Below are 15,962 nucleotides of genomic sequence, written 5' to 3'. Positions count from 1 at the left end.
GTGGTGGGGGCCGTGGTTGTCGTAGTCACTGGTCTCATCCTCTCGCGATCTGGGTGGTGACGTCATGTGTTCTGTGCTCGGCCAGGGGAACGTTGCGTTGTGTCCCCTGCACCCCGGGGTGGTTCCGCACCACGGTGAGGATCCCGAGCACCGCAGCCGTTGCGGAGGCCGTCAGCATGAGCGTGATCCCGGGGGCCGGGAGCGTGTACTCGTGCAGCACCACGGCACCGACCACCACGGCGATCATCGGGTCAAGGACGGTCAGCCCGGCCAGCACCGTCTCGGGTGGCCCCGAGGCGTACGCGGTCTGCACCATCCAGCTGCCCAACCCGGCCACGATGGCGAGCAGGATGACCAGCACCAGCGTGGCGGTGAGCCCAGGAGCGGGAGCGGCTCCCGAGCTCGAGAGTCCCAAGAACCGCCGGCCGAGCACCGGTGCCACTGCGTGCACGCTCACGGCCACGAGCCCGAACAACACCCCGGAGCCGGCGACCCTGACCAGATGCCCGGCCCGGGTCATGAGGACCACACCAGCGGCGAGCGCGGCGCAGGCCAACAGGCCTGCGAGGGCCCATGCCGCGTCGTCGGGCAGCGGTGCCGTGCGGGCCACCGTTGCGGAGCCGCTCACGAAAACGATCACGCCCGTCACGCACGTCAGGATGCCGGCCAGCAGGGGACCGCGGACCCTCAGGCCGGAGGTCCGGGTGGAGATCACGGCGGCTGCCACGAGCGAGAGCACGCCGAGCGGCTGCACCAGCGCCACCGGCGCCATGGCCAGCGCCAGAACGTTGAGGAGGGTGGCGACCACCACCGCCCCCGTTCCGGACAACCAGACGGGTGTACGCAGGCACGCACGCAGGGACGGCGCGGTGCCGCCGGCTGAGGTCTTACCCATCGCAGCGGATACGCCGCGGTGTTGGAGGTGGGTGCCTGCGGCCAGTGCGAGAGCACTGATCACCGCGAGAACACATGCTGTGACGATCATGGCTTCGACGCTACGGAGATGCCCACTGAAGGTCGTCCCTCCCCAGGATGAACCTCGCGGACGTCGACGTCACCCTCTGGGGTGAACCTCGCAGGAACGGGCCATGGAAAGGCAGTTCGTCCGGGATGAGCGCCTCGGTCGTGACTATCATCGAGAGCATGTCGTCCTCGGAAACTCCCTACTCCTCGGCCCACCCGGACTCGGACTCGTCTGCCTCCCAGCGGCCCATCCGGGTGTGCATCGTGGACGACCAGGCGATGGTCCGGCAGGGCTTTGGAGCCCTCCTGGATGCGCAATCGGACGTGAGTGTGGTCGGCAGTGCGGACGACGGGGCCGAGGCCATGGCGTTGGTGAAGCGCACCGACCCGGACGTTGTGCTCATGGACATCCGTATGCCCCGACTCAACGGGCTGGATGCAACGCGAGAGATCCTCGCGATGCCGGGGGAGCGCCGCCCCCGGATCATCATCCTCACCACGTTCGATGCGGACGAGTACGTCTTCTCCGCCCTCCGCGCCGGCGCCTCCGGTTTCCTGCTGAAGGATGCCACGGCCGAGGACCTGGTCTCCGCGGTCAGGGTCGTGGCCACGGGCGAGGCGCTGCTGTCCCCGTCCATCACCCGCAAGCTCATCGAAGACTATGCAACCCGCCCCGCGCCCAAGAAGCTCTCCTCCACCCTGAATGCGCTCACCGATCGTGAACTGGACGTCATGCGACAGGTCGCGACCGGGGAAACCAATGCGGAGATCGCCTCCCGCTTGTTCCTGTCCGAACAGACCGTGAAGACGCACGTTTCACGGATCCTGAACAAGCTGGGCCTGCGGGACAGGACCCAGGTGGTGGTGGAGGCCTACGAATCGGGGCTGGTGAGCGTGGGGGAGTGATCCCTCCGGAGGGTGGCTGAACCTTCACTCTCATGGGTGATGTGGCGGTCCAGAACCTGTCCTTAACGTCATTGGAGTTCGTCAGTTCCGCTCCATCGACAGGTTCTCAGCAATGCCTCTGGTCACCCCGCTCTACCCGTATCGACGCCCCACACCGGTGCCTCCGGCCACCGTCGGCGCCACACCGGCCAAACCGTCCCGCGACGCGGGCATCGATGCGCTCAGGGCCGGCTGTCTTCTGATCGTGGTGGTGTTGCACAGCCTCATGGTCGGCGTGACCCGGAGCGATGACGGCGGCCTCGTCACCTCCGTTGCCCTCAACGGAAGCTGGGGCTTCACCGTGGCCTCCTGGTTCTTCCAGGTGATGCCGCTGTTCTTCATGGCGGGCGGCTTCGCCTCACTGACCCAGTGGCGCCGCCTCGAGGCATCCGGAACCACCGCCTCCGAGTATGTGCTCGGTCGGGTCAGGCGTCTGGCCCTGCCCACGGCCGTCATGGTCACCTTCATCGGGGCGGGGTTGCTGACCGCCCGCATCTGCGGGGCTTCCAGCGACCTCCTGGCCAGCGCCGGCCTGCATGCGGTGCAGCCGCTGTGGTTCCTGGCGGTCTACGTCGGTTGCACCGCACTCGTTCCCGTCATGGAGCGTCTGCATCGTCGGCACGGGGTTTCCGTTCTGGCCTGGCTCGGCGCAGGTGTGGTCATCGTGGATCTCCTGGCCCGCGTCACCTCGCCCGCCGTCGGTTTCCTCAACCTCGCCCTGGTCTGGCCCCTCATGCAGCAGCTCGGCTTCCTTGTGCACGACGGCGCGTTGCAGGCTTGGTCGCGTCGGCGCCTGATCGGCGCCGCAGCGGGCAGCCTCGGGTTGCTCGGCACGCTCATGGCGCTCGGATACTCGCCCAACATGTTGGTCAATCTGAACCCACCGACCCTGGCCCTGGTGTTCCTCGGCCTGGCTCAGTTCTTCTTGCTGGTGGCCGTACGACCACGGATGAACGCCGCGTTGGACTCGCCCCGGGCCCGGAAGATCACCTCCGCGCTGAGTGGCTGGTCCATGGGGGTGTACCTGTGGCATCTGCCGGTGGCGCTGGTCCTGGTCGCGGTGCTCGGAGGGCTGAATGCCGGACTCCCGCGGCCAGAATCCCTGTCGTGGTGGTTCACCCGGATCCCGTGGATGGTTGCGGTGTTCGGCTGCACTGCCGCAGCCGCGGCGGCGGCACGCCGGATCCAGGGCCTTCTGCTCTCGGTCGGGGCCGCGCGGTCAGCCGTGCAGTCGGTCCGGGGGAGGCGTCCCGGTATGAACCGGCCCGTCCTCACCGCCACGCTTTCCGCCTCGGCTGCCATCGTCGGTACCGCAACGGTGCTGTTGCTCGGCGCGGCCTCATGGGTGGGAGTCGGCGTCGGTGTAGCCCTGATCTGGTTCTCGGTGCTGCTCAGCCACCAGCGCCGAGCGACTCAAGGAAGCCGTCTCACATCCGGCGCGGGGCAGGTGTGAGCGGATTGGTCCGTGAAGGTAACCCAGGACGCACTGAGCGGTAATCCGCGCCCGGCACTGTGGACAAGGTCAACTCCCAGCCCACCAGGAGAACACCATGTCCTATGTCCAACCGGCTGAACTGGCCCAGAACATGATCGCCGCGGGAGAGTCCAAGGCGCTCATGTCCACCCGAGACACACTCATCCGCTCCTTCATGGGAGGCGCGCTTCTGACCATGGCGGCGGCCTTCGCCGTCACCGTCTCCACGCAGACCGGCAACGCACTCGTGGGAGCCATGCTCTTCCCCGTGGGATTCGTGCTGCTCTACTTGCTCGGATACGACCTCCTCACCGGGGTCTTCACGCTGGTCCCTTTGGCCTGGATCGCCAAACGCCCCGGGGTGAACTTCGGCGCCGTCATGCGCAACTGGGGTCTCGTCTTCCTGGGCAACTTCCCCGGAGCGTTCTTCGTGGGGCTGGCCATCTATGCCACGCACGGCCGTACCGCACCCAAGCGGGTTCCGCTGCTCACGGCCTGCGGCAAGCGCTTCGCTGCCAGCCCGGCCAAGGTAGCGAAGCTGGCCTCGTCCGATCAGGCGAACCTGGCCCCGGCCGTGCAACACCACGCCACACAACACCAAGCCGCGCAACACCAGCCAGTGCGGCAGTGATCGTCTGACGCCACGAGGGGCGCTCACCCGCACCGGGTGAGCGCCCCTCGTCCGTGCAATCAGCGCCCGGACAGTCAGCGCCCGCGCGGTCCGCGCGCTGTTCTCAGCCGACCCGGTCTGTCTGCCGCGCTCTCAGCTGAGCGCACCCCTGCCGATAGCGCTCGGCCACGATGGAGACCAGGCGCGGATCGGTTCCCATCGGTCGGTGGTGACGTCGCCTCCCGCGTTGGCCACGAGCGAGGAGAAGTGGCCGGGGGCCAAGACGTACTGGGCCACGATGACCCGTGCGGCTCCGGAGTTCCTGGCCCGCGCCACGGCCTCATTGACCCTTGGCCGGGCACCATAGGCATAACCCACCTCGACGGTGCACGCGATCCTGGAAGCCGCGGCGTCACGGACCTGTTCCACGCTGCGTGCCGCCTCCGGGATTCGAAGGCCAAGGGCAGCCGTCGCGTCGCCGCCTGCTCCTCCCAGCCGAGGACCGCGACATCGGGAAACGACGAAGGCTCCGGTCCGGTTTCTCAACCGGGCCGGAGCCTTAGTACCTTGGTGGAGGTAAGGGGACTCGAACCCCTAACCCCCTGCTTGCAAAGCAGGTGCGCTACCAATTGCGCCATACCCCCAAGACGATTCCCGAGAGGGAGTCTTGATCCTACCGCAGACCTTGCGAGTCTTGCAGCGGTACTCGAATCAGTCCAGCGGATCCGTTGCGGTGGACCAGGATGCCTTGTCCGCCGAGCGTTGCTTCCACCAGCGAGCCCCGAACACTGCGGAGATCACCACGGTGGCCATCACGACCAACTTCTTCATCCGGTTCACCTCTCGACCCAGTCAACACAGTTGAGGGAGGAGGGATCCGTGGGCGTACCAAGACTTGAACTTGGGACCTCTTCGTTATCAGCGAAGCGCTCTAACCGCCTGAGCTATACGCCCTCATCCCTCGCGGGACTCAAATTACTTTACCGGTAGATACGTCCTTCACCAAATCGGGGACAGCCCCGAAACACGTGATGCCTGGCACATTCAAGTGCCAGGCATCATCGTGGGTTCCACACAACTCCTTCGCGGAGCGTGGGAGCGAGAATCAGTCGTCGGTGAGGGTCAGCGAGACGCCACCCACCATGCTCGCGGCCAGGTTGTAGATGAAGGCCGTCACCATGGCGAGCGCGGAGAGAAGAACCACGTTCACCACGGCCACAATCACCGCGAGCGAGGTCACCTGCCCCATGGAAACGTAGTCCTTCACGTCGAAGGGCGATTGCTGGTTGGGCAGGACGTTGGCGACGAGCTCGTTGATGCGGTTGAACACGCCGGAGACGTCGAAGACGGTCCACAGCAGCACGCCGACCACCACGGTGATGACGCCAAGGGCCACAGAGAGCAGGAAGGCCAGCTTCAGGACCGACCAGACATCCACCTTCGACACCAACAGGCGGGCCTTACGGACCTTCGCCTTGGGTGCCGGGCGCACCAGCCCCGGCTGGACGCCGCGAGTGGGTTTACCCGTCGGACGGGCGCCGGTCTTGGCCTGCGCCGCGGTCTTGGTCTGTGCCCCGGCAGGGCGCTGGGCGCCTGCGGGACGCTGTGCACCGGGTTGCCCGGCCGGACGCTGCTGCCCAGGACGCTGCTGGTTGGACCGCGGCGCGCCGGCCGGCTTGGCCTGAGGTTTGCGACCGGACGCGCCGGACCCGTTAGGCGTACTCACTCATTGCCTCCGTTGTTGCTCGACTCGCTGCTGTCCTCGGACTCAGCGTTGTGCTCCGGTTCCGTGGCTACTGTACCGGTCGTAGCTTCAGGTTCCGTCGCTTCGGGGGCCGCAGCCACTGCTCCGGCTTCCTCGTCCACTTCCTCGAGTTCCGCCTCGGTGTTCTTGGCGACGCCCACGATGTGGTCCTTCTTGCCGGGCTTGGCGAAGATGACACCCATGGTGTCGCGCCCCTTGGCGGGAACCTGAGAGACCGCAGTGCGAACCACCTTTCCGGAGGCCATCACCACCAGCACCTCATCGCCCTCCTGGACCACGACTGCCCCAACCAATTCGCCGCGATCCTCGGGAAGCTTGGCGACCTTGATGCCGAGACCACCACGTCCCTGCCTGCGGTATTCGGACACCTCGGTGCGCTTGGCGTAGCCCTCGTCGGTGACCGTGAAGACGTAGGAGTCGTCGGTGACCACATCAGCGCTGAGCAGGCTGTCGCCGTCACGGAACTTCATGCCTGTGACGCCAGAGGTGGCGCGACCCATGGGCCGCAGCACCTCGTCCGTAGCCGTGAAGCGCACGGACTGGCCAAGGCGGGAGACCAACATGACGTCATCCGTGTCGGAGACCAATCGTGCCGAGACCAACTCGTCCCCATCACGGAGGTTGATGGCGATGACGCCGGCCGAACGGTTCGTGTCGTACTCGGAGAGTCGGGTCTTCTTCACCAGACCGTTGCGCGTGGCCAACACCAGATACGGGGCATGTTCGTAGTCGCGCAGCGCGAGTACCTGTTGGATGTGCTCGTCCGGCTGGAACGCCAGAAGGTTGGCCACGTGCTGGCCCTTGGCATCGCGCCCGGCCTCCAACAGTTCGTAGCACTTCACGCGGTAGACGCGACCCAGGTTGGTGAAGAACGCCAGCCAGTGGTGGGTGGTGGTCACGAAGAACTGCTCAACGACGTCGTCCCCACGTAGCTGGGCACCTCGGATGCCCTTGCCGCCACGGTTCTGGGCGCGGTAGTTGTCGCTGCGGGTGCGCTTGACGTAACCGCCACGGGTGATCGTGACGACCATGTCCTCTTCGGGGATCAGGTCCTCCATGGACATGTCCCCGTCGAAGCCACGCACGATCTCGGTGCGGCGGTCGTCGCCGAAGCGCTCCACGATCTCGGCGAGTTCGTCGCTGATGAGATCGCGCTGTTTCTGGGGATCCGCCAGGATCTCCTTGTAGCCGGCGATCTCGATCATCAGCTGGTCGTAGTAGTCCTGGATTTTCTTGCGTTCCAGGGCGGCCAGCTTGCGCAGCTGCATGTCGAGGATGGCATTGGCCTGGTCGTCGTCGATTTCCAGCAGCGACTTCAGACCCTCACGTGCCTCCTCCACAGTGGGGGAGCGGCGAATCAGGGCAATGACCTCATCCAGCGCATCCAGGGCCTTCAAGAGGCCGAGCTGGATGTGGGCCAGGGCCTCGGCCTTGGCCAGTCGGAACTGGGTGCGGCGGACGATGACGTCCATCTGGTGGTTGACCCAGTGCCGCACGAAGCCGTCCAGAGACAGTGTGCGGGGCACGCCGTCCACGAGTGCCAGCATGTTCGCGGAGAAGTTCTGCTGCAGGTCGGTGTGCTTGTAGAGGTTGTTGAGCACCACCTTGGCCACGGCATCTCGCTTGAGGACGATGACCAGGCGCTGGCCTGTGCGGCCGGAGGTCTCGTCGCGCATGTCCGCGATGCCTTGGATCTTGCCGTCCTTGACCAGGTCGGCGATCTTGATGGCCAGGTTGTCGGGGTTGGCCTGGTACGGCAGCTCGGTGACCACCAGGCAGGTACGCCCCTGCAATTCCTCGACATTGACCACTGCGCGCATGGGAATGGACCCACGGCCGGTGCGGTAGGCGTCCTCGATGCCCTTACGTCCCAGGATCTGTGCGCCGGTGGGGAAGTCGGGGCCCGGGATGCGCTGAATCAGAGCCTCAAGCAGTTCCTCACGTGTGGCATCCGGGTGTTCGAGCGCCCACTGCACACCGCTGGCGACCTCGCGCAGGTTGTGCGGGGGGATGTTGGTGGCCATACCCACGGCGATACCGGCCGAGCCGTTGACCAGCAGGTTGGGGAAACGCGCCGGGAGGACCGTGGGTTCCTGGTTCTTGCCGTCGTAGTTGGGCATGAAGTCCACGGTGTCCTCGTGGATGTCACGCACCATTTCCATGGCCAGCGGCGCCATCTTGCACTCGGTGTAACGCGGTGCGGCGGCACCGTCGTTACCAGGCGAGCCGAAGTTGCCCTGCCCGGTGGCCAGCGGGTAGCGCATGACCCAGTCCTGGACCAGGCGGACCAGGGTGTCGTAGATGGCGGAGTCGCCGTGCGGGTGGTAGTGACCCATGACGTCGCCGACCACGCGGGCGCACTTGTTGAAGCCGCGGTCGGGGCGGTAGCCGCCGTCGTACATCGCGTAGATCACGCGGCGGTGCACGGGCTTGAGTCCGTCACGGACGTCGGGCAGCGCGCGGCCCACGATGACGGCCATGGCGTAGTCGAGATACGAGCGCTGCATCTCGGTCTGCAGGTCGACCTGGCTGACCTTGTCGTGCAGGCCGGTCTCGGTGGACAGCGGCTGCTCCCCGTCCTGGGGCTGCTGCTCGTCAGTCATGCTGGTTGGTCCTCGAATCCTTGTATGGAACGAAAGTGGTGTTGGTCTTTGGTGGGCTCACAGCGGTTGTGCTGTGCCCGACGGCGAGTGCCCGCCTCATGCGCCTCCCTGCCCCTTGTGTGGGATGCGGAGCCGCCTGCGGCGGCGCCCGTCAGATGTCCAGGAAGCGAACGTCCTTGGCGTTCTTCTGGATGAATTCACGACGGGCTTCCACGTCCTCGCCCATCAGCACGCTGAAGACCTGGTCCGCCGCGGCCGCATCCTCCATGGTCACCTGCAGCAGGGTGCGGTGCGTGGGATCCATGGTGGTGTCCCACAGCTCGTGGTAGTCCATCTCGCCCAGACCCTTGTAGCGCTGGATACCGTTGTCCTTGGGCAGGCGCTGGTTGTTGGCATAGCCCTTCTGCAGCGCGGCATCGCGTTCCTCGTCTGAGAAGACGTAATCGTGAGGGGCGTTGGACCACTTGATGCGGTACAGCGGCGGCTGAGCCAGGTATACGTGGCCCTGTTCGATCAGGGGGCGCATGAAGCGGAAGAGCAGCGTCAGCAGCAAGGTGGTGATGTGCTGGCCGTCCACGTCGGCATCCGCCATCAGCACGATCTTGTGATAGCGCAGCTTGGAGATGTCGAATTCCTCGCCGATGCCCGTGCCGAAGCCGGTGATCATGGCCTGGATCTCCTGGTTGGAGAGCGAACGGTCAAGCCGAGCCCGCTCCACGTTCAGGATCTTGCCGCGCAAGGGCAGGATGGCCTGGGTGTGCGGGTCGCGGCCACGTTTGGCCGAACCGCCTGCTGAGTCACCCTCCACCAGGTAGACCTCGCACTCACGTGGGTCCTTGGAGGAGCAGTCGGAGAGCTTACCCGGCATGCCGAAGGTCTCCAGCGGAGACTTGCGGCGGGCGTGATCGCGGGCCTTGCGGGCCGCGATCCGCGCCTGAGCGGAGAGCTGAGCCTTACGAATGATGTCCTTGGCGGAAGCCGGGTTGCGTTCCAACCAGTCACCCAGGCCGTCGGTGATGACGCCCTGCACAAAGCCCTTGGCCACGGAGTTGCCGAGCTTGGTCTTGGTCTGACCCTCGAACTGAGGTTCGCCGAGCTTGACGGAGATGACGGCGGTGAGGCCCTCACGGATGTCATCCCCGGTGAGGTTGTCATCCTTCTCCTTAAGGAGCCCAGCTTCCCTGGCATAGCGGTTGACGAGGCTGGTCAGCGCAGCGCGGAAACCTTCCTCGTGGGTGCCGCCCTCATGGGTGTTGATGGTGTTGGCGTAGGTGTGCACCGACTCGGAGTAGGAGTTGGTCCACTGCATGGCGATCTCCACGGAGATCTTCTTGTCCGTGTCCTCCGCTTCGAAGGCGATGACGTCCGGGTGGACCATCTCCACCTTCTTGGCCGCGTTGAGGTGCTTGACGTAGTCGAGCAATCCCTCTTCGTAGCAGTAGTCCACACTGCGGTGACGGGGGATGCTCTCCTCGCCGTCGCCGTCCTCGGAGACCACTTCGTCAGTGACTTCCTCGAGCTCGCGTTCGTCGGTGAGGACGATCCGCAGGCCCTTGTTCAGGAAGGCCATCTGCTGGAAGCGGGCACGCAGCGTCTCGAAGTCGTAGTCCACCGTGTCGAAGATGGTGGCGTCGGCGTAGAAGGTCTGCGTGGTCCCCGTCAGGTCGGTGGGCTCACCGCGGGTGAGTTCCTTGACGACCTGACCGCCGTCCCCGAACTCGATGTTCCACTCGTAGCCGTCCTTGCGCACCTGCGTCACCACGCGGGAGGACAAGGCGTTGACCACGGAGATACCCACGCCGTGCAGACCACCGGAGACCGCATAGCCGCCGCCACCGAACTTGCCTCCTGCGTGCAAGATGGTCATGACGACCTCGACGGTGGGCTTGCCCTCCACCGGGTGCATCTCCACGGGGATACCGCGGCCGTTGTCCTCGACCCGCACCCCGCCGTCGTCCTGAAGGGTCACGCGGATGGTGTCGCAGTAGCCGGCCAAGGCCTCGTCCACCGAGTTGTCCACGACCTCGTAGACCAGGTGGTGCAGTCCGCGGGGGCCCGTGGAGCCGATGTACATACCGGGGCGCTTGCGCACGGCCTCGAGACCCTTGAGCACGGTGATGGAGTCCGCACCGTATTCCTGCGTGACCTTGCCGTTCCCCACACCTCCCGTACCGGCGTGGGCATGGACCTCGTGGTCTGCCGGGGTCTGGGAATCTGCTGGTGGAGCATCCTCGGGGGCGGCTGACGCTGCGCCGTCGGTGATGTCGTCCTGGCGGGTTTCGTCGTTGTGATCGGTCACGGGGACTCCGGACTCCTTGCACGCTTCGTAGAAAGGTCGACGGCCGAGGAGGTCGCCGAGTCGAATCACCCTTATTCTACCGCTTCTGGTCCTCAGCCGTGGCGATCTCTCGCAGAGCGATGACGCTCAACGGCCCTTGAAGGTACCTCACATCGATTCGACACCCGCTCGTGTGAGGTGACACCCAAGCGCATCTCGATCTGTCCAGGCGGCGTCTGCGCCCATCTAGTGTTCGAGTCGCCGATCGAGATCGAACTCGAGATCGAACCAGGGCAGCCCTCACCCGTAAGTGTCACGTGGTCCACGCCCGCCCGGGGCGCTACGCGGTCCGCGACGCCAGCTGGGCGCGTTGGGGCCAAGCACCCGAATGGTGGTGACCACGCCATGGCCCACAGCGGCATCGAAACGCTTGAGTAGGTCATGCTGCATGAGCCGCAATTGTGTGGCCCACGAGGTGGAATCGCAACGAACCGTGACCGTCGCGTTCTCGAAGGATTCCGGCTTGGAGTGCGTCGCAACCGATGCACCGACGATCTCGTCCCACCGAGTCAACACCGAACCTACGGCCACCGGATCGCTCCACCCTCGCGAACGGATCAGGGAATTCAGCGCGCGGCCGAGCCCCACCGGGTCCCGAGGGTCCTCTCCAGGGCCACTCAGGTTGCCGCCCGCGGCGGAGCCGGCCTTGCGTCGGGCCTTGTCCCGCTGCCTGGCCCGGGCCACCTGCGCAGCACCCCTTCGCACCTCACCCTGCTGCTCGGCCACCAATCGAGCCCGGGCAAGAGTGACGCTGGGCGCGTCGGTGTCTTCCAGGCTCACATCTCCCGGAAGGTCAGCCGGGCGCTCGTTCGACTCCTCCGGGGCCAGCGGATAGTCAGCGCCCCCAGGGCGAGTGTCAGGCATCGTCGCCGTCACCACCCACACGCGAGTCTTCCTCGCGGTCCCGCTCGATCTGCCGGTCTTGTGCACTCGATGCAGGCGGCTCCACTGGTTCCGCGTGATCACCCATTCGGGGCCGCTCGTCAACCTGGTCCTGATCAACGACCTCGATCTGAGCGGGTGCCTCTGCCTGTGCTGACGATCCTGCGTCCCCGACAGTGGGTTCCTCCCCGAGCCACCCGGGGCCCACCGGCACCAAGGTGGCCTCCAGCTCCGAGGGAACGTCCTCCCTCACGGCAGCCGTGACGATGACCTGCTGGGCATCATTCACGGTGGAGACCAACGCGGCCCTGCGTTTGGCATCGAGTTCGGCGAAGACATCATCCAGCATCAGCACCGGACGTGAGGCCGGGCTCGGATCATCCTCGGTGAGCACCACATACGAGGCCAGCCGGAGGGCCAACGCCATGGACCAGCTCTCCCCGTGAGACGCGAAGCCCTTGGCAGGAGCGGACCCCAGCCCCAGGACCACCTCGTCGCGATGCGGACCCACCAGAGTCAAACCGCGTTCCGTTTCCCGCTGGCGAGCCTGCGCAAGCGCCCGCAACAAGAGGCCCTTGAGGGCCTCGTCTGAGGCGCCGATCAGCTCAGGGGCAGCGTGCGGGCCCTGCCCCACGGCGTCGGCCATAGGGGGCAAGACGCCGTTGGCCCCGGTCACCGTGGACGAATACCGGGCCGTTGCGGTCTTGGAACCATCGGTGAGCGACGCGTACGCGGACTCCAGGTGCGGTGCGAGCAGGCCCAGAACATGCACCCGATTGCGCAGCATCCTGGCGCCGTGGACGGCCAGATGTTCGTCCCACACGTCGAGCGTCGTGGCATGCGCATCGGTGAAACGCCCGCCGCCGGCCCGCACGGACTTCAGCAGGGCGTTGCGCTGCTTGAGCACGCGCTCGTACTCGGAGCGCACGGCGGCCTGGTCCGGACGCAGCTGAACCACAAGATCGTCGATGAAACGGCGCCTAGCACCTGGGTCGCCGTTGACCAGTTCCAGGTCCTCAGGGCTGAAGAGCACAGAGCGCAGAATGCCCAGCGCCTCACGTGCGCGGTGCGGACTGGAGCGATTGATCCTGGCTCGATTGGCGCGGCCGGGAATCAGCTCCAGCTCCACATCGGTTTTCTGCGTTCCGCGGACAACTCGGGCGCCGATCCAGGCATGCTCCGCCCCGAAACGGATCAGTGGGGCATCGTGCGCAACACGGTGGGAGTCCTGTGTGGAGAGGTAGGCGAGGGCTTCGACAACGTTGGTCTTCCCCACGCCGTTCTGGCCCACCAGGACCGTGACTCCTTCGGTGAGGTCCAGCTCGGCACGGGAGTAGCTACGGAAGTCCTGCAAGGTCACATGGGTGACGATCACGTTTGTCTCCTCCAGCTGCCTCTGCCGTGAGCCGGTTCCTCCCGGTGTACGGACCTCTGAGCCCGGCTTCTTCCGCCTTGAACGGACTCGAACGGATCAGGCGCTGGGCAGACGCACCGGCATGACCAGGTATCGGAAGGACGTGTCGTCCTCGCCGGATTCCTCGTGCTGGGCGGTGAGCATGGCCGGCTTCGGCGCGGAGGTGAAGGAGAAACGCACGAACTCGGCGTCGAATGCTCCCAGACCTTCGGAGAGGTAGGCAGGGTTGAACGCCACCGTGATGGGCTCGCCGTCCAACGAGGTCTCGATCAATTCCTCGGCCTGGGCGTCCTCGCCGGTGCCGGCATCAAGGGAGACCTGGCCGTCAGTGAAGGCCAGGCGGATGGGAGTGTTGCGTTCAGCGACCACGGACACACGACGTGCGGCCTCGCTGAGGGACTGCGTCGCGACCGAGGCATGGATCGGCGTGGAGTCGGGGAACAGCGAACGGATCTTGGGGTAGTCGCCGTCCACCAGCAGAGTCGTGGTGCGACGAGTACCGGAGGAGAAGCCCATGAGATCGCCCTTCTCCGACAGGGAGATGGTCAGGTCACCGGCACCGCCAAGAGTCTTGGCGACCTCCAACAGCGTGCGGCCCTTGACCAGCGCCGAGGTCGAGATCTCCGGAGAAACCGGACGCCACGTGGTCTCACGCATGGCCAGTCGATACCGGTCGGTCGCCAGGAGCGTGAGTTGCTCGCCGTCGAACTCCAGCTTGATCCCGGTCAGGATCGGCAAGGTGTCGTCCTTGGACGCTGCCACGTTCACCTGGGCCACGGCCTTGGCGAAATCGGAACCGTCGATCACACCGATGGGTTCCGGCTGCTGGGGGAGGCGGGGGTACTCGTCCACCGGCATGGTGGCCAGGTGGAAGCGGGCACGACCGGCCTTGACCTGAACCTTGTTGCCATCGGTCTCGAAGGAGACGGTGGCTTGGGGGAGGGAACGGCTGATCTCCGCAAGGAGTTTGCCGGAGACCAGAATCCGGTCGGGCTCCTGGACGTCCGCCTCGATCTCCAGGTGCGCACTGGTCTCGTAGTCGAAAGCCTCGAAGGTCACGGTGGTCTCGCCCGCCGTGATGAGGATGCCGGAGAGGACAGGAGAGGCAGGACGCTGAGCCAGTGAACGGGCCGTCCAGGTCACCGCTTCGGTCAGGACATCGCGCTCGACGCTGAACTTCACTTTCCTTCTCCACCTCTCTTGCACCATGCCACGTGCATGGTGTCGGTTCCGTACCAGGTTGCCCTTCATGCCGGCCGAGGAAGAACTCCGGAGCCAGCTGGAGAAGGACTGCTTGGCAAGCTTACCCGGCTACACCGGCAGCTTGCTGGCCGGCAACCGAACCTGGGGACAACACGTAGCCAGGGCGCATGGAACTCAGTCTCAGGAGGTCCGGTGCTCGGGGCTGGAACCGAGTACCAGCTCCACCGTCCTCAGCTCGTTTTTTGGGCGACCACGCTGGTAGGTGGAAGGCCTGAGCTAGGGGAGTACCTCTCAGGGTGTGCCGCTTGTGGTCAGAAGTGTCGGGTTTGGTGCGTGAATTGGCCAAGTTCGGTGCGGGACTGTGGTTTTGATGGGTGAGCGGCGGGCTGTGGGGTGGCTTTGCGCTGGGATCGAGCGAGGAAGGGTGAAATGTTGTTTGGATGGTGATGAGACAGGGAGGAGTGTTAGTAACCGTTGTGGAAACTGTGGATAAGTGGCCGGCAGCCTGATTTTTCGTGGTTTCTGGGTGTGGACCTGGTGTGCAGAACGGCAGTGAAGACTCAGTGGCCAGATGTGGACAGCGGAACCGGGTTTCACGGGAGTCCACAAGCGAGCCCTGTGGGTCCACAGGTTCTCCCCGAGATGTAACCAGGTTGTGCACCACCGTGCTGCGGGAGGGTCGCGGCCCGGGAACTCAGTCCCGAGACTGCTTGATCTTGTTGGTCAGCTCGGTGACCTGGTTGAAGATGGCCCTGCGTTCGGCCATGAGTTCGCGAATCTTACGGTCGGCATGGATCACCGTGGTGTGATCACGGCCGCCCATCATCTCGCCGATCTTGGGCAGGGACATATCCGTCAGCTCTCGCAGCAGGTACATGGCGATCTGACGCGCCGTGACCAGGGTCCTGGTCCTCGACTTCGAGTTCAGTTCATCGATGGTCAGCTCGAAGTACTCCGCGGTGTTGGCCACGATCGACTGAGGTGTGATGACCTGCGTGTCCTCATCCGTGATCAGGTCCTTCAAGACCTTCTCGGCCACATCCACCGTGACGGGCTGACGGTTGAGCGAGGCATACGCGGTGACGCGGATCAAGGCGCCTTCAAGCTCACGGATGTTGGTGGAGATCCTCGAGGCGATGTATTCCAGGACGTCGTCCGGAGCAGAAAGCCCCTCCGCGGTGGCCTTCTTACGCAGAATCGCAATCCGAGTCTCCAGTTCGGGCGGCTGGATGTCCGTCAGGAGGCCCCACTCGAAGCGCGAACGCATCCGATCCTCGAACCCGGAGAGCTGCTTGGGAGGGAGATCGGACGTGATCACCACCTGCTTGTTGTGGTTGTGCAGCGCGTTGAAGGTGTGGAAGAACTCCTCCTGAGTGGCGTCCTTGTTCGCCAGGAACTGGATGTCGTCGATCAGGAGGATGTCCACGTTGCGATAGGTCTGCTTGAAGCTGGTTCCCTCGTCATCGCGGATGGAGTTGATGAAGTCGTTGGTGAACTCCTCCGAGTTCACATAGCGCACACGGATTCCCGGGAAGAGATACCGGGCATAGTGGCCGATAGCGTGCAACAGGTGGGTCTTCCCCAACCCGGAACCGCCATAGATGAACAGCGGGTTGTAAGCACGGGCAGGGCCCTCCGCCACGGCAACGGCAGCTGCGTGGGCAAAACGGTTCGAGGAACCGATCACGAAGGTGTCGAAGACGTACTTGGGGTTCAGACGACCGAACTCGGAGGAATTGGACGGGGGAGTGGGCTGGGGTCCGGG

Annotated in this window: 12 protein-coding genes, 2 tRNA genes and 1 pseudogene; 3 read left to right on the top strand and 12 right to left on the bottom strand. The window is 65.2% G+C overall.

Going from position 1 to position 15,962, the window contains the following annotated elements; translation table 11 throughout:
* Window positions 1-34: 34 nt before the first annotated feature.
* A complete protein-coding gene (locus Q0A15_RS10650; RefSeq protein ID WP_291279504.1) occupies window positions 35-985 on the bottom strand; it encodes a DMT family transporter in 951 nt (316 codons plus the stop codon).
* A 140-nt stretch (window positions 986-1,125) separates the two neighbouring features.
* Between Q0A15_RS10650 and Q0A15_RS10645 the strand changes: the two genes are divergently transcribed.
* From Q0A15_RS10645 to Q0A15_RS10635, 3 genes and pseudogenes are all read left to right on the top strand, one after another.
* A complete protein-coding gene (locus Q0A15_RS10645; protein ID WP_291279503.1) occupies window positions 1,126-1,869 on the top strand; it encodes a response regulator transcription factor in 744 nt (247 codons plus the stop codon).
* A 112-nt stretch (window positions 1,870-1,981) separates the two neighbouring features.
* The gene (locus Q0A15_RS10640; protein ID WP_291279502.1) at window positions 1,982-3,361 is read left to right on the top strand and encodes an acyltransferase; all 1,380 of its coding nucleotides are present in this window, start codon (window positions 1,982-1,984) and stop codon (window positions 3,359-3,361) included.
* A gap of 97 nt (window positions 3,362-3,458) precedes the next feature.
* Window positions 3,459-3,854: pseudogene (locus tag Q0A15_RS10635) on the top strand (formate/nitrite transporter family protein); the annotation flags it as partial.
* Between the two features lie 291 nt (window positions 3,855-4,145).
* On the opposite strand, the gene Q0A15_RS10630 reads toward Q0A15_RS10635, so the two are convergent.
* From Q0A15_RS10630 to dnaA, 11 genes are all read right to left on the bottom strand, one after another.
* Window positions 4,146-4,538, bottom strand: a complete 393-nt coding sequence (locus Q0A15_RS10630) for a CbiX/SirB N-terminal domain-containing protein (protein WP_291279501.1) — start codon at window positions 4,536-4,538, stop codon at window positions 4,146-4,148.
* Window positions 4,539-4,560: 22 nt separating this feature from the next.
* Window positions 4,561-4,636 (bottom strand) — tRNA-Ala (locus Q0A15_RS10625).
* A gap of 67 nt (window positions 4,637-4,703) precedes the next feature.
* Window positions 4,704-4,823, bottom strand: coding sequence for a DLW-39 family protein (locus tag Q0A15_RS10620; protein ID WP_291279500.1), 120 nt, complete (start codon window positions 4,821-4,823; stop codon window positions 4,704-4,706).
* A 49-nt stretch (window positions 4,824-4,872) separates the two neighbouring features.
* A tRNA-Ile gene (locus tag Q0A15_RS10615) sits at window positions 4,873-4,946 on the bottom strand.
* A gap of 151 nt (window positions 4,947-5,097) precedes the next feature.
* Window positions 5,098-5,718: a DUF3566 domain-containing protein gene (locus tag Q0A15_RS10610; RefSeq protein ID WP_291279499.1), complete on the bottom strand. Its 621-nt coding sequence runs from the start codon at window positions 5,716-5,718 to the stop codon at window positions 5,098-5,100.
* Window positions 5,715-8,360, bottom strand: a complete 2,646-nt coding sequence (gyrA, locus tag Q0A15_RS10605; RefSeq protein ID WP_291279498.1) for a DNA gyrase subunit A — start codon at window positions 8,358-8,360, stop codon at window positions 5,715-5,717. The genes Q0A15_RS10610 and gyrA overlap by 4 nt, the downstream gene beginning before the upstream one ends.
* Before the next feature lie 151 nt (window positions 8,361-8,511).
* A complete protein-coding gene (gene gyrB / locus Q0A15_RS10600; RefSeq protein WP_291279505.1) occupies window positions 8,512-10,521 on the bottom strand; it encodes a DNA topoisomerase (ATP-hydrolyzing) subunit B in 2,010 nt (669 codons plus the stop codon).
* A 417-nt stretch (window positions 10,522-10,938) separates the two neighbouring features.
* Window positions 10,939-11,562 carry a DUF721 domain-containing protein gene (locus Q0A15_RS10595; protein WP_291279497.1) on the bottom strand — a complete coding sequence of 208 codons (624 nt, stop codon included), beginning with the start codon at window positions 11,560-11,562 and terminating at the stop codon, window positions 10,939-10,941.
* Window positions 11,555-12,955 carry a DNA replication/repair protein RecF gene (gene recF / locus Q0A15_RS10590; RefSeq protein WP_367273386.1) on the bottom strand — a complete coding sequence of 467 codons (1,401 nt, stop codon included), beginning with the start codon at window positions 12,953-12,955 and terminating at the stop codon, window positions 11,555-11,557. The genes Q0A15_RS10595 and recF overlap by 8 nt, the downstream gene beginning before the upstream one ends.
* A 96-nt stretch (window positions 12,956-13,051) precedes the next feature.
* Window positions 13,052-14,176 carry a DNA polymerase III subunit beta gene (gene dnaN / locus Q0A15_RS10585; RefSeq protein WP_291279496.1) on the bottom strand — a complete coding sequence of 375 codons (1,125 nt, stop codon included), beginning with the start codon at window positions 14,174-14,176 and terminating at the stop codon, window positions 13,052-13,054.
* Window positions 14,177-14,891: 715 nt separating this feature from the next.
* Window positions 14,892-15,962: chromosomal replication initiator protein DnaA (gene dnaA, locus Q0A15_RS10580; protein WP_291279495.1), on the bottom strand; the 1,071-nt coding region annotated here is incomplete at its 5' end.

It is taken from the genome of Galactobacter sp. (assembly GCF_022712295.1).
In the GTDB taxonomy this organism is placed as follows: Bacteria; Actinomycetota; Actinomycetes; order Actinomycetales; family Micrococcaceae; genus Galactobacter.
The sequence above is the reverse complement of the archived record's forward strand: the minus strand, read 5'-3'. Positions and strand labels throughout refer to the sequence as shown.

What these genes read in the sequence shown, in the direction of transcription:
- Q0A15_RS10640 (WP_291279502.1), top strand. Translation starts at nt 1,982, where the DNA reads ATGCCTCTGGTCACCCCGCTCTACCCGTATCGACGCCCCACACCGGTG.
- Q0A15_RS10595 (WP_291279497.1), bottom strand. Translation starts at nt 11,562, where the DNA reads ATGCCTGACACTCGCCCTGGGGGCGCTGACTATCCGCTGGCCCCGGAG.
- Q0A15_RS10620 (WP_291279500.1), bottom strand. Translation starts at nt 4,823, where the DNA reads ATGAAGAAGTTGGTCGTGATGGCCACCGTGGTGATCTCCGCAGTGTTC.
- Q0A15_RS10650 (WP_291279504.1), bottom strand. Translation starts at nt 985, where the DNA reads ATGATCGTCACAGCATGTGTTCTCGCGGTGATCAGTGCTCTCGCACTG.
- gyrA (WP_291279498.1), bottom strand. Translation starts at nt 8,360, where the DNA reads ATGACTGACGAGCAGCAGCCCCAGGACGGGGAGCAGCCGCTGTCCACC.